The organism is Paracoccus sulfuroxidans, assembly GCF_007830335.1.
Taxonomy (GTDB): Bacteria; Pseudomonadota; Alphaproteobacteria; order Rhodobacterales; family Rhodobacteraceae; genus Paracoccus; species Paracoccus sulfuroxidans.
On record NZ_VLKU01000013.1, the window covers coordinates 90,479 to 113,153 of the forward strand.

A 22,675-nucleotide genomic window follows, 5' to 3' on the forward strand; every position below is an offset into this window, starting at 1 on the left:
GGCGGGACCGCCTACCGCATTGAGCATGCGTGATCCTGAGGGCTGGTCGCGTGACGACATCTGGTCGGGCGAGGCCGTGACCGCTGAACGCGCCCTTGCTCTGTCAGCGGTCTGGGGCTGCGTGAACCTGTTGGCCGGAACGATCGGCAGTTTGCCCCTGATGGTCTATCGCAAGAACGGCGAGGATCGGACGGTTGCTGCCGATCATCCGCTCTACCGGGTGCTGCATGACAGCCCGAACTATGACCAGACGGCGGTCGATTTCTGGGAATACATGCAGACCGCGCTGGAGCTTTGGGGCAATGCCTATGCGCGCATCGAACGGTCCGGTGACAAGATCACAGGCCTGATCCCGATCAACCCGATGCGGATCGCGGTGCGGCGGCTCACGAACGGCAAGATCGAATACAGCTGGTCCGAGGACGGGCGCTCGTGGCGGCTGACGGATGAGGATGTGTTCCACGTTCGCGGGTTCGGCGGCGGGCCGTTGCAGGGCATGTCGACGCTCTATTTCGGGCGGCAGGCTTTCGGCCATGCGGTCGCGGCTGAACGGGCCTCGGCCTCAACCTTCAAGAACGGCATGCGTCCGAGCGTGGTGCTGCGGTTCAAGAACTGGCTGAAGCCGGATGAGCGCGAGATCGCAGAGAAGAAGTTGGCAGAGAAGCTGTCCGGGGCCGGAAACGCCGGGCGACCGATCGTCCTGGAAGGCGATACTGAGGTCACGCCGCTGACGTTGAAGCCCGAGGATGCGCAGCTGCTGGAGACACGCAAGTTCTCGACGCAGGAGATCTGCACGATTTTCGGCGTCCCGCCGCATATGATCGGCTTCACCGAGAAAAGCACCTCTTGGGGGACTGGCATCGAGCAGCAGACGCTGGCCTTCCAGAAGTTCACCCTGCGCCGTCGGTTGAAACGGATCGAACAGGCTATTGCCAAACAGCTGCTGACGCCAGCCGAACGCGCGCGGGGCATCTCGGTCGAATTCAACATGGAGGGCCTGCTGCGCGCGGACAGCCAGTCGCGGGCCCGCTTCTATCAGACCATGACCCAGATCGGTGCGATGACCATCAACGAGGTCAGGGCGCTGGAGAACCTTGGCAAAGTCGATGGCGGCGACGTGCCGCGCATCCAGATGCAGAACCAGCCCATTACGGAGGCGGACAATGCGGACCAAACAGAGCGATCCGATCCTGTCGATCAAAAGCCTCGCTGAAACGGGCGAGATCGAGGGCTATGGCTCGACCTTCGGCGGCGACCCCGACAGCCACGGCGATGTGATCGCGGTGGGGGCCTATGCCGAGAGCCTGAAGGATCACGCGGCCAAAGGCACGATGCCCAAGATGTTCTGGCAGCACGATGCCCGCGAGCCGATCGGGAAGTGGCTGGCAGCCGAAGAGGACAGCAAGGGCCTGCTGCTACGCGGCAAGCTGAACATGGACGTGCAGCGGGGCCGCGAGGCCTATGCGCTGCTGAAGAACGGCGACATCGACGGCCTGTCGATCGGCTATCGAATCCGGGAATACTCGGTCGACAATGACACCGGGGTCTGGACGCTGGAAAAGCTCGATCTCTACGAGGTCAGCATCGTCTCCATCGGCGCCAACGAAAATGCGACCGTGGCCAATGTGAAGGCGGCGAAGGCTGCGCAGGAAATCGTGGATCGTCTGAAAGCCGGGGATCGGCTGACAGAACGTGAGTTCGAGCTGATGCTCAAGGGGGCCTTGGGCTTTTCGAACTCGCAGGCAGAGCGCGCCGCGCGCTTGTGCCTGAAGGGGCAGGGGGAACCTGCCGAAGCGGCGAAAGAGGCGACGGAGTTCTTCCGCGCCCTGAACCTCACATAAGAAAGGGTTCCCAATGTCGGAACAAACCAAATCGGTTGCCGAGCTGGCCGCCGAAACCAAAGCTGCATTCGACAAATCGCTCGATGCGGTCAAAGGCATTGCCCAAGATGCCCTCGGCAAGGCTGAGCGCGGCGAAGAGATTGCCGCAGAGGTCAAGCGTGATGCGGATGAAGCGCTCACCAAGATGAATGAGCTTGGAGAGCAGCTGTCGGCCATGGAGCAGAAGCTGTCGCGCGCCGGTGGTCCGGGCGATCACGTCACAGAAAAGTCCTTCGGTGAGCGTTTCATCGAGGATGAGCGCGTCAAAGCCTTCGCGGAAAGCGGTGCGCGGCGCGGTGGCGTCGATATGCACGCCAAGGCGACCATCACCTCGGCGACGACCAACGCAGCGGGCTCGGCCGGTGCTGGTGTGGAGACGACCCGCCTCGCGGGTATTGTCGAACTGCCCCAGCGACGCCTGACCGTGCGTGACCTGATCACGCCCGGCCGCATGGATGGGTCCACGCTGGAATACGTCCGTGAAAAGGGCTTTGTGAACAACGCCGCCCCCGTCGCGGAGAGCGCGCCGAAGCCAAGCTCGGACCTCCAGTTCGAACTGGTCTCGACCTCGGCCAAGGTCATCGCGCACTGGATGAAGGCATCGCGCCAAATCCTGAGCGACTTCTCGCAGCTACGCTCGATCATCGACCTGCGTCTGATGTACGGGCTTGGCTACGTCGAGGAACAGCAGCTGCTGAACGGGGACGGAACAGGCCAGAACCTGCTCGGCATCATTCCTCAGGCCACGGCCTATGCTGCGCCAGCAGGTGCGGCTGCTGCGGCGACCGCGCTTGACGTGCTGCGCCTGGCGATGTTGCAGGCGGCGCTGGCCGAGTTCCCGGCCACCGGCCATGTCCTGAACCCGATCGACTGGACCAACATCGAATTGCTCAAGGACACGCAGGGTCGTTACATCATCGGCAACCCGCAGGGCACGACCGCACCGACCCTTTGGGCCCTGCCGGTGGTCACCACACAAGCGATGGCTGCTGGCCGGTTCCTGACCGGTGCGTTCAAGATGGGCGCGCAGCTGTTCGATCGCTGGGAGGCCCGCGTCGAAGCCGCCTATGTTGACGATGATTTCGTCAAGAACCTGATCACGATCCTCGCGGAAGAGCGGCTTGCGCTGGCGGTCTATCGCCCCGAGGCATTCGTGACCGGCGCTCTGGCGGTCGGCGGCCCGTAATCGCCTTTCGAAGGAGGGCTGCTGCGGCGGCCCTCTCTGCAAGCCGACAGGAGGCAACCATGAAACAGACCTATGACGTGACCCGCCAGCATTTGGGCGACCGGATGTATCTGCCTGGCGATGAGCGCGAGGCCGATCCCTCGGATGTAAAGCACCTGGTTGATGCCGGCGTGCTGACCATCCGCGCGGAGAAGGCCGAGCGACCGGTCGACAACAAGGCCATCAAGGCCCCGCGCAACAAGGCTGGCTGATGTACCGCAGCCTCAAGCTGATTTCTCCGCCGACTGCCGAGATCGTGTCGCTGGGTGATGCAAAGCTGCATCTTCGCGTTGACGGCGACGATGAGGACATTCTCATTCAGGGGCTGATCGACGCGGCGGTGAGCTATCTCGATGGGGCTGATGGCGTTCTGGGCCGCGCCTTGTCACCGCAGGACTGGGAAGTGGTGTTCTGCGGCGACAAGGCCGGGGAACTGCCGCTGGTCCCGGTTATTTCGTAGGAGGCACCCGTGACGGTCGCGGGCGAAACGACCGTAAGGTTTCGGGCAGGGTATGAAGCTGGCGTCCCGTCATCGATACGGGCGGCGATCCTGATGCACATCGGCTCGATGTATCAGGATCGCGAGCGCGAGGCCGAGGACTGGAAGCCCACCAAGGCCTATGAGGCGCTGCTGGCCCCGCATCGCAGGTGGATCGGATGAGAGCGGGAGATCTGACCAAGCGCGCCGCGTTCCAGCGCCCGATGAAAAGCCGTGATGCTGACGGCAACCCGATTACGTCATACCCCACCGTGTTCGAGGCCTGGGTCAACCTGAAGCCGATGCGCGGTGGTGAAAGCGTTATGGCGGCGCGGATGCAGTCGAAGGCACCGGCCATCGTGACGTTCCGGACATCATCGCAGGCGCGCGAGGTCACGTCTGAATGGCGCGTCGTGATTGGCGGGCGTATCTATGCTGCCAAGGAAGATCCGCGCGAGACGCAGGATCGGGCCTATCTGGAAATGCTGATCGAGGGCGGTGGCAATGAGGGCCGGTGAACAAGCAACCGAAGGGGCGTCCAATGACCGATATTGCCAGTCTATCCTTTGAACTTCCTCTTGATGTTCTTGAACGTGTCCCTGACCATTCCTCTGAGCTTTTCAGCGGCGATCTCCTTCGCCTTGGCTTTAACGTCGCCATATCGCCCGAATTCCTGTCCGCAACTCTTGCAGCGAACAAGGCTGTCATCGGTGGCCACATCGTCGTCAGTTGTGAGGGAAATCGGGTCGGTTCCGCAGGAGAGGCACTTGAAGGTGACGTTGATGTTGTCTGACATTTCTCGCTCCCTTTCCATCAACGCTAGCTGTCGCCAGCCTGATTCTGGAAGGGTTATTTATGAGGGCCGGTAGGGCGCTGCGGCGCGCGGTGATGGATCGCCTGATTGCGCAGGTGCCGGACCTCGGCGAGCGCGTCTATGACAAAGCGACCGAGACCGATGCCTATCCCTATGTCACGCTCGGCCCCAGTTACTGGACGGACGCCAGCGTGGAATGCGTCGAGGGCCGCACGATCACGCTGCAGGTCGATGTGTGGTGCAGCGGCGGCGCTGCTGCGGGCAAGGGCAATGCCGAGGACGTGGTGGACGATGTTGCCACCGCGCTCAACGGCTGGATGGATCAGGGCGCCCTGACCGCGCATCCGGCGCGCGTGACGATGGTGCGCGTGATGGACGACCCCAGCGGCTGCGTGCATGGGGTCGTTCAGGTCGAGGTCATGGCAGAAGCCGCTTCTATCTGATGTTGCGCGTTTGCGCTTCGCGTGTGGCGCGCGCGCGAGCCACCTCTGCGGTGGCATCATAGTATTCGCGTCCGATCAGCGCGAGAAGGGCACCAAGAGGAGCGAGCATTGCGCTGAGGTAAACCCAAGCCTCATCTGGACGGGAATAACTTGCCGCAGCCGTGAGATATTCGGTCAAAACCCAAGCGAATACCATCGGTCCCAGAAGGAATAGCGCGGCTCCAATCCAGCCGATCGTCGTAAATCTCTGCCTGTAATTCATCATCCACTCCAAGGGGTTCGAATGGCGCAATTAAGCCCACGGATCATCGCGAAGCTCAAGCAAATCCCAGCTGTGGCTGTTGAAGCGGCTGCTCAGGCGATGGAGGAAGAGGCAACCAAGATCGTTGAGCAAATGCGGACGGCGGCCCCCAAGGGCGAGACGCTCCGGCTCAGCGAAAGCATCGGCTGGACATGGGGCGAAGTTCCGGCGGGCAGTTTCACAATTGCCGAGGTCCGCAGCGGTCGGAACAAGGGTGAGCAATACGGGACACTGCGTATCAAGATCTACGCCGGATCGAGGGAAGCGTATTATGCGCGATACCACGAGTTTGGCACGCAGAAGATGGCCGCCAACCCGTTCTTCTTCCCGGTCTGGAAGAAGTCAAAGGCAGGCTTTCGCAAGCGCATCCGCAACGCCGTCAAGGCGGCTGTGAAGGAAGAACTCGGCAATGGCTAAGGCAATATTTCATCGGCGCTTCGATGCGACCGATATCCGGCGCGGCGTGTCCATGAGGATCGACCCGTCGCCCGATCCGCAATCACTCCCCACGTGGGTGATCGATCTGGCCGTTGCAGCGGGCGCGGCTACTCGGTTCGTCAAAGCAAAGCCCGTCCAGATTACCAGAGAGGATTCCTGATGGCAGTTCCCGAGCTTCAGTATCGTGGGGACATTCTTGTAATGGTGGCATGGGACCCGGCGCTTCCCTTGGCACATGTCCCTTGGTGTGGTGCAACCAGCATCGACCTCACGATCGATAACGAGATGAAAGAGACCAAGGTCGGGGATTGTGACGATTGGTCCATACCTGTCGTGACCTCGACCGCGTACGGCGCGCAAAACGTGTCGGCCACGGTCAACGCAACCCTGACACGGGCCGGGCGCGACCAACTGATCCGCGCCGTGCTCGACCAACGGCAATTGCCGATGCGGTTCCATCTTGTCGGCGCTGCAACCGGGGAAATCGAATATATCGATGGCCTCGCCAAGCTGCCGAGCCTGAACATCACCGCGCTTGGCAACCTTGAGGGCGACAGTATCGCCTACACCCTCAACCTTCGCTTCGATGGTGGTGTCGAAATCACTGAGGCGGCCTGACGATGGAGCCGACTATCGTCACGATCGGCGGCGTGGAATACCCATGCCGCCTTCGCATCGGTGAGCTGGAGGGGCTGCAAGCCAAAACAGACTTCGGTCCTGAACTTCTGCTGATGAGGCTGCAAACCGGAGAGTGGAATGTTGCCCATCTGCGCGAGATCATCCGCTTCGGCCTGATCGGTGGCGGGATGCAGCACGTTGCGGCGCTGAAAGTCGTAGGCGGACTGTTTGAATACGGCCCTTACGTCCAGTTCAAAGTCCCTGCGATGCAGATTCTTGCCGCAGCTCTTTACGGCCCCCCCGACGACCAGGTGGGGGAGTCGGAGCCGGAGCCGACACCGGCAGCCCCCAACCAAACGGAAAGTGGCGGTTCAGCACCTTCTACGCCATAGGCGGGGCCATGGGCTTTGACCCGGAACAGGTGGGCCGGATGTCCCGCTGGCAGTTCATGGCCTGCCTCGACGGATATGCCCGCGCGAATGGCGCGGGACCGTCCCAGAACGCCCCCCGAAAAATGAGCATCGAACGCATGCGAGAACTAGGCATTGAGGTTGAGTAATGGCCGAACCTGATCTTGTCATAGAAGCCGGGTTTTCCGATGCGCGCTTGGTGCGCGAGGTCAATCAGGTTGTCGCGAAGTTCCGTAAGGCCGGAGAGGATGCACAAAAGGCATTTGTCGATGCGCAGGGGAAGGTCACCGATACGCAGGCGGTCGCCGCACATATGCGGGAACTCGACAAGCTGAAGAAGGCCTATGATCCGGTTTATGCTGCTGCGAAGAAATACGAGGATCAGGTCAAGCGGCTCGACCGCGCGCTGGACGTGGGAGCGATTTCACAACAGCAATACACCGCTGCCGTGGTGCAGGCCGCTGCAAAGTTCAAGGGCTTGGATGACGCGACAGAAAGGGTAGGGCGCAGTGCAGGAAGCATGCGCGGCCAGATCCAGAACGTGTCGTTTCAGATCCAGGACTTTGCCGTCCAGGTTGCGGCTGGCACGGCAGCATCGACGGCACTCGGGCAGCAGCTACCACAGCTTCTGGGTGGCCTTGGCGCACTAGGCGCTGTCATCGGCGCGGTCGTGGCGGTCGGCGTGCCCTTGGCGGCATCGTTCATGTCGACAGGGGATGCGGCGAAGGAGCTTCAAACCAACCTCGATGAGCTTGAGAAAGCGGTGAGTGCTTATAATGCTGCGGCAAGTGACTCGGGAGCCTCTGCGCAGGATCTCGCGGCCAAATTCGGCACGGCAACTGCTGCTGCGCAGGGTCTTTTCGACCGCATGGCGCGCCTGCAATACATCGATGCGGTTGCTGCCGTGGATGGCGCTATCGTGTCGTTGTCCAAAAACTTCAATGACATCCAATCGTATTTGAACATCCTCGATAGTGAGTTGCAGCAGTTCGGAATGGTTTCTCCGGGCACCGAAGAGAACATCGCCATCCAGATGAAGGAACAGTTCGGTCTGGCAGTAGATGAAGCCAGAGAATTCACCCGCCTCATGACGGATGCGCAGTCGACGCAGAATGTTGCGGAAAAAGCGAGGCTGATGGATCAGATATCTCGGCTTCTCTATGACTCTGTTCAAAGGTCGGGCGAGGCCACAAAGGAGCAGCGCAATATGGCGCAGGCGGCGACCGAAGCCGCCGCGAAAAGCTACGAGCTGGCCAAAAGTTCGGAACAGCTGTCCATCAGCATGGAAGAGGCAGGGGACGCGGCTAGCCGTATCGCCGCCAACGTGGCGGGGATCGACTTCTCCAATGCCATCGCTGGTGCTTCCGCGCTCGTTTCCGCGCTCACCAGTGCGATGGCGGCGGTTGCCTCACTGGAGGGGCGTCAGGCACAGGCCATGCGTCGTGCAGAGATCGCCAAGGAATTTGCCGGTGACAACGTCGGCAAGGCGGGCGCGCTGGCAGGAGTGGATTTCGACAGCACCTTTGATGCGGCCAGCGGCGGCATGCAAGGACCGCTCACAAAGGCAGCGCAAGAGGATGTGAATGCGCGGCGAGAGGTCTATGTCCAAGGCGCGAAAGACATCGCCCGGATCGAGGAAGAAACGCAGACCAAGCTGAAAGCCATTGCGTCAGCAGGCGGTTCTGGCGGGGGTGGCGGTCGCAAGCGAGGCGGTGGCGGCGGCGCGGCGATGCGCGAAGAACCGGGACTTTTCGATAACGCCGAAAAACAGCTGGCCGACCTTCAGCGCCAGATCGATCTGCTGGGCAAAGGCACTCTTGAGACGGCCAAGCTGCGCGCTGAATGGGCGATGCTGGATGAAGCCAAAAGGCGCGGCATCCCGATCAACGATGAACTCAGCGCCAGGATCCGTTCGCAGGCAGAGGCAGTTGGTCGGCTGACCTCTGAACTGGAGCAGGGCCAGCTCGCTCAAGATCAATTCGATCAGGCCATTGACGGGATCGCGAATGCCTTCAGCAATGCCATCCTGCAGGGCGAGAGCCTGCGCGACAGTATGGCAGGGATCTTCCGACAGATCGCGGCGAACATCCTGAATGCCGGGATTCAGCAAGCACTGATGTCGGCTTTCGGTGGCGCTGGCGGCGGCGGGTTCTGGGGCAAGCTCCTCTCCTCCGCTTTCGGCGGAACCAAGGCGGCGACCCCCAGCTTTGACGGCGGCGGATTCACAGGTCGTGGTTCCCGGTCAGGCGGCATCGACGGCAAGGGCGGGTTCCCGGCCATCCTGCACCCGAATGAGACAGTCTTGGATCACACGCGCGGGCAAAGCATGTCTGGTGGAGGCAACAACATGAATATGACCATCGACCTGCGCGGCACCACCGGAGATCGGGAGCTTGATCGCAAGATCGCGGCAGCCGGGCGTCAGATCCTGTCACAGGTTCCAGCTACCATGGACGACTATCAGCGGAGGGTGCGCTGATGCAGGTGACATTTCCGCACCGTGCCATGTGGCAATCGGTGACGTTCAACCTGACCGGCCAGTCTCTGGAGCCGCAGCAGTCCATCAGCGGGGCCGAGACGGTTGTCCCGGTTCCGCGCGGCCGCTGGACTGCCACCATGAGCTTTGCGATCAAGGGCGAGGCTATAGTGCTGCAATGGCAAGCCTTTCTGGCGCAGATGGAAGGCCGTATCGGGACAACGCTGGTTCCGGTGCGCTCGCGCTATCGCCCGCTCGACCGCGATGGGCACAATCTGGCGTTCTGCACCACCGCCAATCTGGCGGATGCGCAGACATGGGAGCACTTCGGGTTCAACAATACGGTGGTTGCCCACATGAACGTCGCGGCCCCGGCAGCACTGCGCGCCACGCAGATGGATGTGACGCTGACCAATTCGACCGGTCTGCGCCCGGGTCAGTTCTTTTCCATCGGCGAACGGCTCTACCGCGTGCAGGCGCACTGGCAGCCGTCTGCCGGGGTGCATCGGATCATGTTCCAGCCGCCTTTGCGTGAAGCGGTCTTTCTCGGCCAACGGCTGGAGCTTGGCCGCCCGGTCTGCCGCATGCGGTTCGCCAGCGAGGACGAGGGGCTGTTTGACCAGTCGCTTGATGTGCTGCCGGTCGTCAGCGTCAATTTCGTCGAGGCGATCTGATGGGCGCGCGTGAGGATCTGCTGGCCGTCCCCGATGAGCAACTGCGCCGGGGCGAGATCGGTCAGGCGGTGCTGGTGCATATGGATTTCAAGGATTCACCACAGCGCTGGTGGTCCGGTTTCGGTGACCTGGACGCGGGTGGCTTCCGCTGGCAGGGGCTGGGCGATCTGATCGGCGTTAGCCAGATCAATTCGACCTATCAGGTGTCGGCAGAGCAGGTGACCTTCACTGTCGCGGCAACGCCCGAGATGCTGGCTTTGGCGCTGAACGCCAAGGACCGCGTGCGGGACCGGGCTGTCACGGTCTATCTGCAGCTGTTGGCCGGTCATCTGCCCTTGGGGTCGCCGATGGCGCTCTATTCCGGGACCATGCAGCGCATGCCATGGTCGGCAAGCGGCCCGGATCAACGCACGCTCACCATTGAGGCCGAGGGTCTGTTCTACCGCCGCAACGCGCCGCCGCGTGGTCGCTGGACCGATGCTGACCAACGGGCGCGCTATGGGGCGGACCGAGGCTTTGAGCGTCTGCCGCTCTACACACAGGGGTACGAGACCAGGTGGCGGTGATCCGGCTGGCCGATATGGGCGATGTGCTGCGCATCGTCGACATGATCGAGGACCTGCGGGCGGCGGTCGATGGGCCGATCACGGTCGATCGCACATGGACAGCGCGCACGGTCGCCGGATTGATCGCGGATCCCGACGGCGCCGTCTGGGTCAGCCCCGGCGGCTTCATCGCGGGCGCGCTGCGCGCCACTGTCATCAATCCCGAGCCGATTGCCTGTGAACAGGGCTGGTTCGCTCGCGACCGCTCGGGGCTCGCGCTGCTGCGCACCTTTGAGAATTGGGCGGTCGCGCGCGGTGCGCGGCTGATCCAGCTGTCGACCGGCGCCTCGGGCCCGGACCTGTCCCGTCTCGGGTATCGCTTGGCTGAAAGGGCTTGGATCAAGGCATGATTTTCACCGCTATCATTGCCATGCTGCCAGCCGGGGCAGGGTGGGGCGCTGTCACGATTGCGGGCCTGTCGCCTGCAGTCTCGGCAGCCATCATTGCCACCGGCCGCGCGGCGCTGTGGTCGCTCGGCTCGATGGCACTGACGCGGCGTTCTCTGCCCCGCGCGCAGGTCATGGCCACCATGACCGAGACCGACCGGGCGCGCATCCGCTCCTATGGCCGCAACCTGGCGGGCGGCCTGCGCGTGTTCTTCGAGGCAAAGGACGGCAGGCTGCATCAGCTGGTCGTGTTCAACCACGGCGAGGTAGATGGCCTGATCCGGTTTTGGATCGACGGTGAGAAGGTCACCACGGACGGGCATGGGGCCAGCGTCGATGGCGGCGGCCGGGTGACGGGAAAGCGCTATCACGCCCTGTTCTTCAAGAACGGCTCCGGCGCGGGCGGGGACTATCGCGGCGCGTTCGATCCGAGTGTTCCTGGATTGGCGCGCGATTGGCAGGATTTGCACCAGTCATTTCCGACGCTGTGGACGACGGCGCACCGGCTGCAGGGGCAGGCGACATTCTATGCGGTGTTTGGCGATCCCTCGGATGAGGATTTCATCAAGGAGTTTCCCAAGGGCCCCAGCACGGTCCTGCAGGTCGAATATCGCGGCGTCCGCGTGCAGAACATGGCCGGAGCCAGCATCTACTCCGAGAACGCGGGCCTCTGCATCCGCGATCTGATGACGCATCGGGACGGCTGGGGCATCGCGCTGGCGCGGCTGGATACCGCGTCGTGGCAAAGCTTCGTCAACCGTTGCAATTAGGCTGTGCCGCTGTCTGCTGGCGGGACCGAGCCGCGCTATCGGGTCTGCGGCTATTACTCGCTGGATGAGCCGCTGAAGGAGGTGACGGGCCGGATGCTGATGGCCTGCGACGGCCAGATCTATGAGACGGCAGAGGGCAAGATCGGCATTCTCGGCGGGGCGTGGTCAGAGCCTGACGTGACGATCACGGCGGACGACATCCTGCATATCGAGATGCAGGACGGCTTTGACCCGTTCACGGATTATAACGTGCTGAAGGGCAGCTTTGTCAGCCCGGCCCATGCCTACCAGCCTACCGAGGTCGCGGAATGGCGCGATGAGGTGGCGTTGCTGACCCAGCCCGAGCGGGTCGAGCAGGTCGATATCGAGATGTGCCCCAGCTCAGGGCAGATGCAGCGGCTGATCAAGATCAAGGCCGCAAAGGACCGCCGCGCGCAGATCGGGACGATCCGCACCAATCTGGTGGGTATGAAGGCGCGATTTCCGAAGGGGGACGGCATTCACACCATCCGCATCGTGGCCGAGGAATTCGGCCTCCACGGCGTGTTCGAGGTGACCTCCCATGTGTTCAGCGTGCCGGATGGGTTTTGCGAGATCGGTATTGCCAGCATCGCCAATCCCTACGGCTGGACGGTGGCAGAAGAAAAACCGCTTCCGCCGGGCATCGATGAGATCCTGCTGCCCGACCGGGACGCGCCGCCGATCACCGGCATCAGCCTGACGCAGGAGGCGGTCATGGTGTCGGGCGACGTGAAGGGTGCGAAACTGGTGGTGACCGTGGCTAATCCGGGGCGCGAGGATCTGCATCTGCGCGCACAGGTGGCCCGAGGCGGCATCTCGGCAACCGGGCCTTGGCCCGATCCGCAGCCCGCATGGGTTGAGATGCCAGGCGGGCGGCTGCGCGCGGAAACGGGCATCCTGGACGACGGCGTGACCTATACCGTGCGCCTGCAATGGCGGCGCTATACGACATGGGTCAAGGCCGGTTCGGTCGCCGTGGTCGCGAACCCCTCAGCACCTGCCGCGCCCACGAACTTCAGCGCCATGCTGACCGGATCGACAGTGTATCTGGACTGGGTCAATCCCATCATGAACTTTGCCCGCGTGCAGATCTGGCACAACACGGCAAATAATCTGGCCGGCGCCACGCTGCTGAAGGAAGTCAACGGCGTTGCGGGTCAGCCCTCCAACACCACCACGCCGGTGTCGGGCACGGGGTCACGGTATTACTGGGTCCGCGCCCTTAACGAGTCCCGCGTCCCGTCCGGCTATGCCGGGCCTGTTTCAGTCGCCCTCTGATCCTCCCGACAATCTGAATGACGACCCCGCTTCAGGCGGGTCTTTCCTGTGAGGTAAACATGCCGAAAACCGTCAACGAGGTGTTCCGCGACTTTGTGCGCTACACCGGCGATGGCCTTCCCGGCCAACCTGTCGGCCATCCGCTACCGGTCGGTGACCCGCGCTCTGGGACGCATCATCCGTCGAAAGGCGACATCCGCGAAGCATTGGGCGGGATTTGGGGGGCGGCTCAAGCCGCAACGGATGCGGTAGAAGCGGCCCTCGACGCGGTTGCGGATATTTACGGTGCAACCTTTTATGCGGCGAGCCTCCCTGAGCTGCTTGCCCACACTGGCACCGGATACCCAACGGGGACTGTGTTTGCTACTCGCGCTGAAAAATTCAGCTATCAGGTCGTATCGAGCGACCCGGACCTGGCAACCGCAGGCGGGGTCATGCTTCGTGTCCTGCCGAGCGCTGACGGTCTGATCCTGCTGGCCGCGTGGGGCGTGGATACCACTGGCGCGGTCGATTGCACGGCAGCATTCCAGCAGGCCGTTAATCGCGCTCCTGGGCCTCAGGGCGGCACTGTTGTTCTGCCCCGTGGCCGCATCCTCTTGAATGGCACCGTCCACCGTAAGCTGAACGCGGGTGGTGCGCTTGGCCGGGCATTCGCAATCGTCGGGTCTGTGTGCGGAAACACTACGGTTGTGGTGGGCCACGCAGAGGCCGGCATTTATCTCGAAGGTCCGACCGGGTCGTTTGCTTCTGGCGTGGAATGCTTCGGGTTCCGAATGGAGGCGGCGACGGCGGGTGTTGGCACAGGTATGCGCCTCACTGGCATCGCCCGCTCCGACTTCAACGTGCAGTTCCGCAACCTGAATGTCGGTCTTGATTGCGAGGCCGTCCTCATCAGCAAATTCCACACCCGCGCCGAATACTGCAACATCGGCGTGTATCTACGCAAAGAGGGACACTTCGGCGGCGATTGGGGTGTTTCGGGCTGCAACGAAAACCACTTCTCGGGCGACCTCGGCATGTGCAAACGCTACGGCATGATCGCTGACACCATTCGCGGCATCACGCTCGATATGCACGTCGAACGGTGCGGGGATGTGGATGTTGCTGGCGGCGGGGTCCACAATACGTCACGCGGCGGCGTGTGGTTTATCAACCCGGCTGGCACCCTTCGCATGCGCGGATCGTCTGAGGATTGCGGGCGCACCATTACCGGCAATGCTGGAACAGGTGTCGTCTATGCCTATACGGACGGCACTTCGGCGGAACGCTGGACGCTCGACCTGCAAGGCTGGAATTTCTTTGGCACCCTGGGCCGTCCCGATCATTTCGTCACAGTCGGTCAGCACGCCTCGGCGGGCTACGGCTCGGTTGTCCTGACCGGGGTGACGTTCCGGGACAACGCGGCCTACACGCCCAACGCTGGACGCGACAAGATACACATCGGCGCGACCGCCCCCAATATGCGCTGTGTTCTGGAAGGCGTGAGCATGACGCATGCTTCAACCGAAATGAGTTGGAACGCCAGCACCGATTACGTGGTCATCAACAGCTCGGATATCGGGCCTGACACGCAAATCTATGTGCGCGGCTCTGGCTCATTTGGACAGGTGATCGAGGGCGCGTTCGATGTTGCCTCGCTGGCGCTTCCTGCCAACACCAAGGTCAGCCTATCTGGGGCTGGCGCAACGGGGTGCTGGATTCGCTACAGCCCAACAGCAAATGCGTTCCAGATCGGGACCGGGGTGAATGACGTAAAGCACACGTTCAGCCTGACATAGTCCAATGCTTCATTGACCCTGAAAGACAGGGATACCGCCCCGCCTAAGGCGGGATTTTTTATGCGCTGGAGCCATACACCATGACCACCATCAAATACCGCCTCGGCACGGTCGGGCGACTGGTCTTTGCGCCGGAGCAGGTCGACGGCACGATGCCGGACCTGACCGGGCTGAGCATGGAGCTGCGGATTGCCGCCGCCGGACAGTGCATCGTGCGGCACGGGGTGCAGGTCGCGGAGGGCTTCGAAGTTGATCTCTCGACCCTCGACCTGCCGCCCCGGCTCTACCCGGCCAGCTTCTACTACATCGATCAGGACGGCCCGCAGCCGCCCGGTTCGATCTTTCTCAACATCGAAGGGGGCTGCTGATGCAGATCGTGAAAACGACCATCGGGTTTCGCGGACCTGCGGGCGCGCTCGACATGTCGACCGTGACGCTGGCCACCGGCGCGCCGGGCTCGGACGTGACCTATGAGGGCGGGGTGCTGAGCATTCCGCGCGGTGACGATGGCGCGCAGGGCATGCCGGGCGAAAAGGGCGATCCCGGCGAGCGCGGCCTGCAAGGGCTCAAGGGCGATCCCGGCGAGCGTGGGTTGTCTGGTGAGAAAGGCGACCCTGGAGACCCCGGCTTGCAGGGAGAGCGCGGCCTTCAGGGAGCGAAAGGTGAGAAAGGCGACCCTGGAGCACCCGGAACGTCGGCGACGGTGCGCAGCTACACCGATTTCGCCGCCGCGCAGGCCGCCGTCGCGCAGCACCCCAACGACATCATCACCTATAAGCCAGCGGGCGCGTGATGGCGGGCCTCTTGGATATGTCTGCCCATCGCATCTGGGCCGGTTCGGAGGTCGATGCGCTTTGGGCCGGGGGGCGGCGCTGGCTGCGCCCGATCTCAACGCTTTACGGCCTCGGAGCCGGACTTGTGCCGACGCATTATGACCCGGCCAAAGCTGGGGTGAATGGATCTGGCGAAGTCACATCGGTTCCGAACCTTGGTGCTGCCGGGGCAGCCTATGGTGCCGCTCCTGCTGGAACTGAAGCTATCAGGATCAGTGGTGGCATGTTCGCCTTGACTGGGGCGAACTTCCTGAACGTTCCCGGCGCGCCGGATCTGATGGGAACGCGCTGCTTCATTGTTGCGAACCTGACCTTTCCTGTCCGCATCACATATTTCCTCGGCAACATCGTGGCCGGGAATGTCGGCAATACTAATGCCCGCTTCGATAGTCTGACAAAGGCGATCCTGCTACAGCGCAACGATGGTTCCGGCAACATTGCCGCGCCAAACCTCGCTTGGCCTGACATGGCCGAGGGTCTGCATTTGATCGAGTTGGAAATCCTGCCTTCGACGATCAAGCTGTTCGTTGGCGGCGTGCAAAAAGCCAGCGTGGCAACTCCTGCCTGGCCGAATTTCCCGGTCAGCCGGATCGGTATAGGTCAGGCCTCGCCGGGCATCACCGGACGGCTCGGAGATATCGTTCCGATGGTCACAGATGGATCGGCTGCGATGGCGCGACCGATCGGCATTATCCGGCGCCGTCTTGCGGAAAAGCATCCGGGGCTGGTGGTGGCATGATCCGTTATCTTCTCACCCCTGACGCGCACCGCGATCCCTACGTCTGGGCCGCCGTGCTGCTGGCGCACTTCGCTATCGGGGCGATGCTCTGGCCGCTGGTCGGCTGGTGGGTGGCGCTAATCTACACCGCGTTCGAGCTGGCGCAGGCGGCCCGCGTGCGGCTTCTGGCATGGGACAGCGTGCTTGACTGGTGCGGCGTCATGCTGGGCGCGGCGTTCGTCTGGCAGATCGCTGCTGGAAGCGCCCTTATGGCAATGGCGGCCGCCGTGTCGGCGCTGTGCATCGCTGTGGTCGGATGGGCGAAGCGCTCCAAACCCGCCTCCGGGCACAACGCGCAGGAGGCGCAATGACCGATCCATCTTCCTTCCGCTCACCCGAGTTCTGGGTTGCGGTCGCTATCGCGCTGATCGTCAAGATCAAGACCACGGCGCAGCTCGGCCCGGTGAAGATCATCACCACCATTGCCGTCGCTGTCGGCGCGGCATGGGTCGGGACGGATTACACCGCCTCCGTCCTGGGCGTGCCGGAGCCGGTCGCGGCGGCAATCGTCACGCTGACCGCCGAGGGCGCTATGCGCTGGCTGCTGCTGGCGGTCGATGATCCGAAGAACGCTATCGACCTCTGGAAGCACTGGCGGCGCTGATCTCCCTCCAGGCGGTCAGCGCCATTTTTCCCAGCAATCGCTAGGCGAAACACCGATCCCCACCCGCCGAGGTCAGCGCCTCGGGCGGGCTCTTTCCAATGGAGCAAACATGTCTGCATTCTTTGCTGCGCTTGGGGCGTGGCTCAAATCCTTGTTCTCGACGCCCAAGAAGGCAGCGGGAACGGCTGGCGCGGCGGCGATCCTCGCGGCCACGGCGGCATTCGTCGGGCCATGGGAGGGCGAGCGCGCCGAAGCTTACCTCGACCGCATCGCCAGCCCGCCGGTCTGGACGGTTTGCTATGGCGAGACGCGCGGCGTAAAGCCTGGCGACCGCTACACCAGCGCCGAATGCAATGAGATGCTGCTTCAGGCGCTGTCTGAATACCGCTTCCCGCTGAACGCCTGCATTCCAAGTCTCGTCTTTCAGCCCGAGGGCGTGCAGGTCGCGCTTATCAGCTGGGCCTACAACGTGGGCACCGGCGCGGCCTGCGGCTCGACCTTGGCCAAGCGGGCGAACGCGGGTGACTGGCCGGGAGCCTGCAACCAGCTGCCGCGCTGGAACAAGGCTGGGGGCAAGGCAATCCAAGGCCTGACCAACCGCCGCGCCGCCGAGCAGAAACTTTGTCTCAACGCCCTGAAAGGAGCCTGACATGCTCAAGGGAGCAATCGCACTCGTCATCCGCTACATCCTGCTGATCGGAGGTGGTGCGCTGGCTGGCGCTGGCATCATCACGTCCACGGCCGATCTGGGCTATTACTGCTTCGACAGCAAACACGTCGCTGACGCTCTGGCGACGGCTGTGGCGCTCATGCTGGGCGGCGGCGCAACGGCGGCTGCGGGTGTCGGCTGGCGCTTCTGGGCCAAGAAACGCGGCGGGGTAACATGATCTGGCTGGCGGCTATATTCGGCGTCAGCGCCATCGCCTGCATGCTTCTCTGGTGCTGCTTCAAAGCTGGTGCCCGATCCGACCAATGATTGTCCGCCCTCGGTTCGCGCCGAGGGCGGTTTTTTTTATGGCCGGGTAGTGGTTTTGGCGAATGATGGCCGCGAAATACACGCAAAAGGCGATTGCGCTAATCGCCCCGGCGGGTTTAGCCTGCCAGAATGCGCGCACCTCGACACCTTGGCAGCTATCCCGACCGCGATCTCGATCTGCAGGAGGCGCTGGAGGACGGGTTTGTCGCTCTGATCGCGTCTGCCGAGAAAGCGGGCTGGCTGCCATTAGAGGCCTATCAGGCTGTCATTTCTCTCGCTGAGGCGCACGCCTGTGCGGATCTGAGTGATGAGGCGATGCGCGAGTTGCTGGACCTGCTGCGGCGGCCAAAGCGGACCTAAGCGAATTTCGGCCGCGGCGTTCTTAATCGAACAGAAGTGCTGTCGCTGTCAAAGGAATCATTGTGCTCGGCTATGCCCCAGATAGGGTCACCGGCACATGGATGACTTATATTGCCTTCTGTATCGCAGCAAATGCATCTTGCCCGCGCGCAGCCCGGAAGAGCGTGCTATGCTCGAAGTCGCGAACTCTCGAAACCAGATCGAGGCCATTACGGGCATTCTGCATCGAGAATCGGGTGCATATTTCCAGTGGCTGGAGGGGCCGCGTGCCAGCGTCGAAGCGGTCTATGCGTCCATCCAAGACGACCACCGCCACACGAATGTTGAATGCCTGAGCATTGAGCCCGCCACGCATCGTCGTTTTGCCGACTGGACGATGGCGTATTCGAATTTCGATGATGAATCCCTGTTTGACTGGGCAGCGGAAGCAGGCATGTCTCTCCTGCACCCAAACCCGCAGGAGATCCTCGCGTTTCTGGAACACCGAGCGAGGCTATTGCCTTAGCGCACTTTAGTTGCGCTTGAACGACCGGCACCTGCGCGCGTAGCCTGTAAACATGTGTAATCTGTACAACCAGACCACCGCTGTTGAAGCGATGCGACACCTTTTCGACGGCCTCAAAGTCGCGGAAAGCGCAGGTAACCTGGCGCCCGGCAAGGTCTATCCTGACCAGTTGGCCCCGATCATCCGCCACGGCGGCGATGGCTTGGAACTGGCTCGGGCGCGATGGGGAATGCCGACACCGCCGCGCTATCTGCCCGCGTCTGGACGGGACAGCGGCGTGACCAACATCCGCAATGTCGGCAGCCCACACTGGCGGCGCTGGCTCAGTCCTGAGCATCGCTGCCTTGTGCCGCTCGATGCCTTCTCGGAACCTGGTAGCGACAAGAAGCCGGTCTGGTTCGCGCCTGTTGCTGATGGACCGATCTTTTTTGCGGGCATCCAGACGCAGGGCTGGACCTCAGTCCGCAAGGTAAAGGACGGCGAGACGACCGACGACCTGTTCGCCTTCCTGACGTGTCCGCCCAACGCCGAGGTGGGTGCGATCCATCCAAAGGCTATGCCGGTGATCCTGACGGCGCCCGATGAGTGGGGCGCATGGCTGAACCTCCCCTGGGATCAGGCGAAGGCGCTACAACGCTCGCTGGCCAATGGGACGTTGAAGCTTGTCTAATGCTGTCGCTTGTAGCCGGACCGGACTTCCCTCCTGCCTCTCGGCGCAAGCGGGTAGTCTTACGGCTTGGCTAAAAGGGGAGGCCTGCTATTTTCTTGGTGGAGCCGCTGTGCGGGGCAAAACAGCGGCTCAATCGCGCGCGAAGTTGCTACAAAAGCTTATTATGTATTGACGAAATATAAGTAAAAGGAGAGTTGCTCTTTGCTGACTTCAGCCCCACGCCCTTACTGAAAGAAATTGTTGAAGCGGCGCCCGCCAAGAGTGACGAAGCCGTATCTAATCCGAAGATTTTTCCTGCAAAGAATCCTTTAAAGGCATCGATCGCAGAGAAACTGAAACTCATTTCCCATGACGACAGTGTGAAGGGGTTCTTGCTCTCTCTGGCAACTTTAATCATAGCTGAGATGGCTATATCTAGATCGTTTATTGCCATTTTAAGTTGATGCTCTTTATCCTCAGAGTTCATCCAGTCCTGATAAAGTCTGTCTAGTGCGCTTCGTAAAGCCAAAACCTCGGGTAGTCTGGCATCTCTGAACCGCAGCACTTCCTCCAACGGCATGTCGTGCATGGGGATGGGTATTAGGTTGCTTAAGGTTGTGAGGACGCCGCGGTCTGTGAGAAGGTCTTTTCCGCTCAAGCTCAACGAACTTTCACCATTGGACATAATCCATTGCCCCGGCATCTTCCCCTCAAGGATCTTTAATGTTTGGCTGAAAGCCATCGATAGGCCTGTCGCAGCATCACCGTTCATATGAAATTTTGGCCTGATCAAGCGCTTTTCGGACAGTAGGAAGTCTATATCGGGACCACCACATATGTAGATTCCGCTTGATGCCGGCCATGCAATCACATCCCAAAAGAGAAGGGCTCTCCGCAACTCGCTGGCGTCCAAATCAGAGCTTTCGATACTGACTGATGTTCCAGATATTCTCATGGGATTAGAGAGTATTATGCCGCGATTGGAATTGTTGATTTCAAAGTCAAAAGAACTACTGTCCGGCCAGACGGAAGTGCCGGCATTTGGAACAGTGCCTGTATTCAATTGACAAAATTGCGCGTTCTTCTGGAACGGATTGGTTAAAAATGTCGTGTTGCGGAAATGGCTCTTTCCCATCTCCCGGTCCTTTCTTGTCATTGAACTCTGGAATGAGCGACGATATCTGCTTCAATATTTTTCACAAGCTGACATTTCGAATAGCCGACGTCCACCTGGCGCCTGCCAGGTTCTGAAGGACGGAATAGGTTCGAAACTTCGCAGTAGCTGCTATGTCCCGCGAAGGCACCCTCTAGATCGCCCACAATGTTCCGCTTATGTTCTCATCATGGCTGGCGTGACGATTCGAGATCTGATAGCTGAAGGCGTGGCCTTGCAGATCCGCTGCACGGGCTGCGGCAAGACCTATGTCTATCAGGGCGACTTTCGACTGCGCACCCTTGCGACAACATCGACCCGGATCGGCGACCTTCAGCGCGCTCTGCGCTGCCGGACCTGCAAGGCGCGCGGTGAGATCGTGATAACGATCCCCTGCTTGATCATCAACGGCCAGCGCAAAACCGACAACCCGATCAGCGCGCTGTCGCAGCTGGGGCCACCGCTGTGGCGATGACCCGCTGGACCCACGTTGCAACATGGCCCGACGGCGACCGTGACACGGATCGGGTGGTCCTGCGCGACGGTCTGGTCGTCGGGCGCGTCCATGTGGTGCTGATGCCATATGGGCCGGATAAATGGAGCTGGGCGGTCCAGACACATCCGGCATCGAGCGGCCTAGCCGACACGCTGGATGAGGGGCTGGGGATGATCAGGAAGCTGGCATCTGATGTGCTTCTCACCAAGCCAAAGAGGCGCTGAAGCTGCGAGAATCCAACAAAGAAGAAACTGACCGGATGGAGTTGTACCGTTTCTCCATCCGGTCGGTCGTCTTGAACCGCGAACCACTTATTGCACGCTTAGGGTGTATACCGAGGGGCGGAATCTTGCTACTTGTCCGTTTGGTCAGGTACATGCTCAGGTTGTGGTTGCCGCGCCTGCACCACTCAGCGTAATGGTTAACAGACGCATAAAGTCATTGGATAGTTCGCGTCACGTCAACAGCAAGATGTTCCCCTTCCCTGTAATCACTCGGACAGAGCATCTGCATGGCATTGGTCCTTATAGGTTTTCTTGTCGGTGCCTTTTGCTCAATCCTAGCAACCGCTTTGGGACTTGCTTGGTGGCAGGCGCTGGCCATTTACGTGGGGGCCGGGATCATAGGCTTGGTTGTTGCGGCAATCGCTTGGGCTCTCGCGCCGGATGATCCACAGGAGATCAAGGGTTATGTCGACGGTCCGCCCGATCCGCGAACTCTCGCCTCTACTTCCGATTGCAAGAACCTTCGCGAGTGGAAGTAGGCCCAAGCCGCCCACGCGGTGATCCCGCCCGGCGCGTGGGTCAGGGGTGGGGGCTTTCGGAGGCTACAGCAACCGCGAACTTGTCTCGCATCGCGGCCATTTGATCCATCGCGCGCCCGGCCTCCCGCATGCAGGCTTCCGCAGTCGGGGCCGCGTAATAGAACGGGTAGCCGTGTAGCTTGGCCTCGAATGTCCCGTCAGGCTTGCGCGTGACCGTGAACGTGTCGCGATATACTCTGCTCATCCCCGCTCCCCCGCCAGTGCGCGCAGGGCGACAAGCCCCTCCGTTACAGTCTGGTCAATCAGATCGGAGTTCGCCCATCGGTGGCGGTCCCCATCGGTGGCCGTCATGTTCAATTCTCGGATTTCGTTCAGCGCGATTTTGACCCGCGCCGCCGCCTCGACGCTCACCGTGCCCGCGCTGGACTGGGTGCAGTCACGGCAGGGTTGGAGGGCGTGCTCATGGAGGCCAAAGTCGCTGCACGTTTTGCACGCCACCGGCTGCGGCTCGGGGTCGGCCTGGATCGCGGCGAGGATGCGGTCCTCGTAATCGGCCTGAGCGGCTGCATACGCCGCATCTTCGTTGCCGCCTTCATAGATCACCTTGCAGTCCGGGTACCTGATCACGCGGAACCACACTTCCGGGTCGTCTCGGTAGGTCCATGTGAGATTGTACTTTATCAGGCCAGCCGAAGCGTTCTCGCCCCAGCAACTCAAGTCGGCGCGCACCCACTCCAGCGTCCTGATCGTGCCGCTTACATGCTTGGGGGTGGCGGTTGAGGCGGTGGTCATTCGTCAAACCTTTTCCATTTCATCACCCACCTGAAACCATTTCGGTCCCATGAGGCGATCGTGAATACGCCTAAAGTTAGGCGCACCGGAAGGAAGATTGTTGAGGCTAAAATAAAGCCATATGCGAACTCCGTCATGCGCCCGCCTCCTTGCGCTGGTCGAGGCGGGCGA

Annotated in this window: 33 protein-coding genes; 29 read left to right on the forward strand and 4 right to left on the reverse strand. The window is 61.6% G+C overall.

Features of this window, described 5'->3' with window-relative positions; translation table 11 throughout:
- Positions 1 to 25 precede the first annotated feature (25 nt).
- The 6 genes from IQ24_RS17680 (at position 26) to IQ24_RS17705 (ending at position 4,101) form a co-directional block, all read left to right on the forward strand.
- Positions 26 to 1,213, forward strand: a complete 1,188-nt coding sequence (locus IQ24_RS17680) for a phage portal protein (protein ID WP_199756633.1) — start codon at positions 26 to 28, stop codon at positions 1,211 to 1,213.
- Positions 1,164 to 1,841, forward strand: a complete 678-nt coding sequence (locus tag IQ24_RS17685; RefSeq protein WP_145399609.1) for an HK97 family phage prohead protease — start codon at positions 1,164 to 1,166, stop codon at positions 1,839 to 1,841. Before IQ24_RS17680 ends, IQ24_RS17685 begins: the two co-directional genes overlap by 50 nt.
- Before the next feature lie 13 nt (positions 1,842 to 1,854).
- Positions 1,855 to 3,066 carry a phage major capsid protein gene (locus IQ24_RS17690; RefSeq protein WP_145399610.1) on the forward strand — a complete coding sequence of 404 codons (1,212 nt, stop codon included), beginning with the start codon at positions 1,855 to 1,857 and terminating at the stop codon, positions 3,064 to 3,066.
- A 59-nt stretch (positions 3,067 to 3,125) separates the two neighbouring features.
- Positions 3,126 to 3,317 carry a hypothetical protein gene (locus IQ24_RS17695; RefSeq protein WP_145399611.1) on the forward strand — a complete coding sequence of 64 codons (192 nt, stop codon included), beginning with the start codon at positions 3,126 to 3,128 and terminating at the stop codon, positions 3,315 to 3,317.
- Positions 3,317 to 3,565, forward strand: coding sequence for a head-tail connector protein (locus IQ24_RS17700; RefSeq protein ID WP_145399612.1), 249 nt, complete (start codon positions 3,317 to 3,319; stop codon positions 3,563 to 3,565). The genes IQ24_RS17695 and IQ24_RS17700 overlap by 1 nt, the downstream gene beginning before the upstream one ends.
- Positions 3,566 to 3,762: 197 nt before the next feature.
- Positions 3,763 to 4,101 carry a phage head closure protein gene (locus IQ24_RS17705; RefSeq protein WP_145399613.1) on the forward strand — a complete coding sequence of 113 codons (339 nt, stop codon included), beginning with the start codon at positions 3,763 to 3,765 and terminating at the stop codon, positions 4,099 to 4,101.
- A gap of 41 nt (positions 4,102 to 4,142) precedes the next feature.
- On the opposite strand, the gene IQ24_RS20615 is transcribed toward IQ24_RS17705, so the two are convergent.
- The gene (locus IQ24_RS20615; protein WP_422386287.1) at positions 4,143 to 4,397 is read right to left on the reverse strand and encodes an ECs_2282 family putative zinc-binding protein; all 255 of its coding nucleotides are present in this window, start codon (positions 4,395 to 4,397) and stop codon (positions 4,143 to 4,145) included.
- 41 nt (positions 4,398 to 4,438) lie between these two features.
- On the opposite strand from IQ24_RS20615, the gene IQ24_RS17715 reads away from it, so the two are divergent.
- The 21 genes from IQ24_RS17715 to IQ24_RS17815 all read left to right on the forward strand — a co-directional run bounded on the left by IQ24_RS17715 (position 4,439) and on the right by IQ24_RS17815 (position 19,321).
- Positions 4,439 to 4,840, forward strand: a complete 402-nt coding sequence (locus IQ24_RS17715; protein WP_145399615.1) for a DUF3168 domain-containing protein — start codon at positions 4,439 to 4,441, stop codon at positions 4,838 to 4,840.
- Positions 4,841 to 5,123: 283 nt separating this feature from the next.
- Positions 5,124 to 5,558, forward strand: coding sequence for an HK97-gp10 family putative phage morphogenesis protein (locus IQ24_RS17720; protein ID WP_145399616.1), 435 nt, complete (start codon positions 5,124 to 5,126; stop codon positions 5,556 to 5,558).
- Positions 5,559 to 5,738: 180 nt separating this feature from the next.
- Positions 5,739 to 6,197 (forward strand): hypothetical protein, encoded by a 459-nt coding sequence (locus IQ24_RS17725; protein ID WP_145399617.1) that lies wholly within the window; start codon positions 5,739 to 5,741, stop codon positions 6,195 to 6,197.
- Between the two features lie 2 nt (positions 6,198 to 6,199).
- Entirely contained in the window at positions 6,200 to 6,589 is a 390-nt protein-coding gene (locus IQ24_RS17730) for a gene transfer agent family protein (RefSeq protein ID WP_145399618.1), read from the forward strand.
- Positions 6,590 to 6,755: 166 nt separating this feature from the next.
- On the forward strand, positions 6,756 to 9,086 hold the full coding sequence (locus IQ24_RS17735) for a hypothetical protein (RefSeq protein ID WP_145399619.1): 2,331 nt from the start codon (positions 6,756 to 6,758) through the stop codon (positions 9,084 to 9,086).
- The gene (locus IQ24_RS17740) at positions 9,086 to 9,757 is read left to right on the forward strand and encodes a hypothetical protein (protein WP_145399620.1); all 672 of its coding nucleotides are present in this window, start codon (positions 9,086 to 9,088) and stop codon (positions 9,755 to 9,757) included. Before IQ24_RS17735 ends, IQ24_RS17740 begins: the two co-directional genes overlap by 1 nt.
- Positions 9,757 to 10,323, forward strand: coding sequence for a hypothetical protein (locus tag IQ24_RS17745; RefSeq protein ID WP_145399621.1), 567 nt, complete (start codon positions 9,757 to 9,759; stop codon positions 10,321 to 10,323). The genes IQ24_RS17740 and IQ24_RS17745 overlap by 1 nt, the downstream gene beginning before the upstream one ends.
- Positions 10,314 to 10,712 (forward strand): hypothetical protein, encoded by a 399-nt coding sequence (locus tag IQ24_RS17750; protein WP_145399622.1) that lies wholly within the window; start codon positions 10,314 to 10,316, stop codon positions 10,710 to 10,712. The genes IQ24_RS17745 and IQ24_RS17750 overlap by 10 nt, the downstream gene beginning before the upstream one ends.
- Complete coding sequence (locus IQ24_RS17755; protein WP_145399623.1) at positions 10,709 to 11,518, forward strand: hypothetical protein; 810 nt, start codon at positions 10,709 to 10,711, stop codon at positions 11,516 to 11,518. Before IQ24_RS17750 ends, IQ24_RS17755 begins: the two co-directional genes overlap by 4 nt.
- Positions 11,519 to 11,521: 3 nt before the next feature.
- Positions 11,522 to 12,817, forward strand: coding sequence for a phage tail protein (locus IQ24_RS17760; protein WP_145399624.1), 1,296 nt, complete (start codon positions 11,522 to 11,524; stop codon positions 12,815 to 12,817).
- Positions 12,818 to 12,834: 17 nt separating this feature from the next.
- A complete protein-coding gene (locus IQ24_RS17765) occupies positions 12,835 to 14,595 on the forward strand; it encodes a hypothetical protein (RefSeq protein ID WP_145399625.1) in 1,761 nt (586 codons plus the stop codon).
- 80 nt (positions 14,596 to 14,675) lie between these two features.
- Positions 14,676 to 14,963, forward strand: coding sequence for a hypothetical protein (locus IQ24_RS17770; RefSeq protein WP_145399626.1), 288 nt, complete (start codon positions 14,676 to 14,678; stop codon positions 14,961 to 14,963).
- Entirely contained in the window at positions 14,963 to 15,388 is a 426-nt protein-coding gene (locus IQ24_RS17775) for a collagen-like domain-containing protein (RefSeq protein WP_145399627.1), read from the forward strand. The genes IQ24_RS17770 and IQ24_RS17775 overlap by 1 nt, the downstream gene beginning before the upstream one ends.
- 11 nt (positions 15,389 to 15,399) lie before the next feature.
- A complete protein-coding gene (locus tag IQ24_RS17780; protein WP_145399628.1) occupies positions 15,400 to 16,167 on the forward strand; it encodes a hypothetical protein in 768 nt (255 codons plus the stop codon).
- Positions 16,164 to 16,517 carry a hypothetical protein gene (locus IQ24_RS17785; protein WP_145399629.1) on the forward strand — a complete coding sequence of 118 codons (354 nt, stop codon included), beginning with the start codon at positions 16,164 to 16,166 and terminating at the stop codon, positions 16,515 to 16,517. The genes IQ24_RS17780 and IQ24_RS17785 overlap by 4 nt, the downstream gene beginning before the upstream one ends.
- Complete coding sequence (locus tag IQ24_RS17790; RefSeq protein ID WP_145399630.1) at positions 16,514 to 16,810, forward strand: hypothetical protein; 297 nt, start codon at positions 16,514 to 16,516, stop codon at positions 16,808 to 16,810. Before IQ24_RS17785 ends, IQ24_RS17790 begins: the two co-directional genes overlap by 4 nt.
- A 109-nt stretch (positions 16,811 to 16,919) precedes the next feature.
- Positions 16,920 to 17,459 (forward strand): lysozyme, encoded by a 540-nt coding sequence (locus tag IQ24_RS17795; protein ID WP_145399631.1) that lies wholly within the window; start codon positions 16,920 to 16,922, stop codon positions 17,457 to 17,459.
- Position 17,460: 1 nt separating this feature from the next.
- The gene (locus IQ24_RS17800) at positions 17,461 to 17,697 is read left to right on the forward strand and encodes a Pam3-gp28 family putative phage holin (protein WP_145399632.1); all 237 of its coding nucleotides are present in this window, start codon (positions 17,461 to 17,463) and stop codon (positions 17,695 to 17,697) included.
- 218 nt (positions 17,698 to 17,915) lie between these two features.
- Positions 17,916 to 18,146: a hypothetical protein gene (locus tag IQ24_RS17805; RefSeq protein ID WP_145399633.1), complete on the forward strand. Its 231-nt coding sequence runs from the start codon at positions 17,916 to 17,918 to the stop codon at positions 18,144 to 18,146.
- Positions 18,147 to 18,243: 97 nt separating this feature from the next.
- The gene (locus IQ24_RS17810) at positions 18,244 to 18,651 is read left to right on the forward strand and encodes a BLUF domain-containing protein (protein WP_145399634.1); all 408 of its coding nucleotides are present in this window, start codon (positions 18,244 to 18,246) and stop codon (positions 18,649 to 18,651) included.
- Positions 18,652 to 18,703: 52 nt separating this feature from the next.
- Positions 18,704 to 19,321 (forward strand): SOS response-associated peptidase, encoded by a 618-nt coding sequence (locus IQ24_RS17815; RefSeq protein WP_145399635.1) that lies wholly within the window; start codon positions 18,704 to 18,706, stop codon positions 19,319 to 19,321.
- 148 nt (positions 19,322 to 19,469) lie between these two features.
- Here IQ24_RS17815 and IQ24_RS17820 read toward each other — a convergent pair whose 3' ends face one another.
- Entirely contained in the window at positions 19,470 to 20,435 is a 966-nt protein-coding gene (locus IQ24_RS17820) for a DUF6236 family protein (protein ID WP_145399636.1), read from the reverse strand.
- Between the two features lie 217 nt (positions 20,436 to 20,652).
- Between IQ24_RS17820 and IQ24_RS17825 the strand changes: the two genes are divergently transcribed.
- Both IQ24_RS17825 and IQ24_RS17830 read left to right on the forward strand, forming a co-directional pair.
- Entirely contained in the window at positions 20,653 to 20,928 is a 276-nt protein-coding gene (locus IQ24_RS17825; protein WP_158637562.1) for a hypothetical protein, read from the forward strand.
- Positions 20,925 to 21,173 carry a hypothetical protein gene (locus tag IQ24_RS17830; protein ID WP_145399638.1) on the forward strand — a complete coding sequence of 83 codons (249 nt, stop codon included), beginning with the start codon at positions 20,925 to 20,927 and terminating at the stop codon, positions 21,171 to 21,173. Before IQ24_RS17825 ends, IQ24_RS17830 begins: the two co-directional genes overlap by 4 nt.
- Before the next feature lie 579 nt (positions 21,174 to 21,752).
- Here the strand turns inward: IQ24_RS17830 and IQ24_RS17835 are convergent.
- Complete coding sequence (locus tag IQ24_RS17835) at positions 21,753 to 21,956, reverse strand: hypothetical protein (RefSeq protein ID WP_145399639.1); 204 nt, start codon at positions 21,954 to 21,956, stop codon at positions 21,753 to 21,755.
- Positions 21,953 to 22,504 carry a hypothetical protein gene (locus tag IQ24_RS17840; protein WP_145396112.1) on the reverse strand — a complete coding sequence of 184 codons (552 nt, stop codon included), beginning with the start codon at positions 22,502 to 22,504 and terminating at the stop codon, positions 21,953 to 21,955. The genes IQ24_RS17835 and IQ24_RS17840 overlap by 4 nt, the downstream gene beginning before the upstream one ends.
- Positions 22,505 to 22,675: the final 171 nt, after the last annotated feature.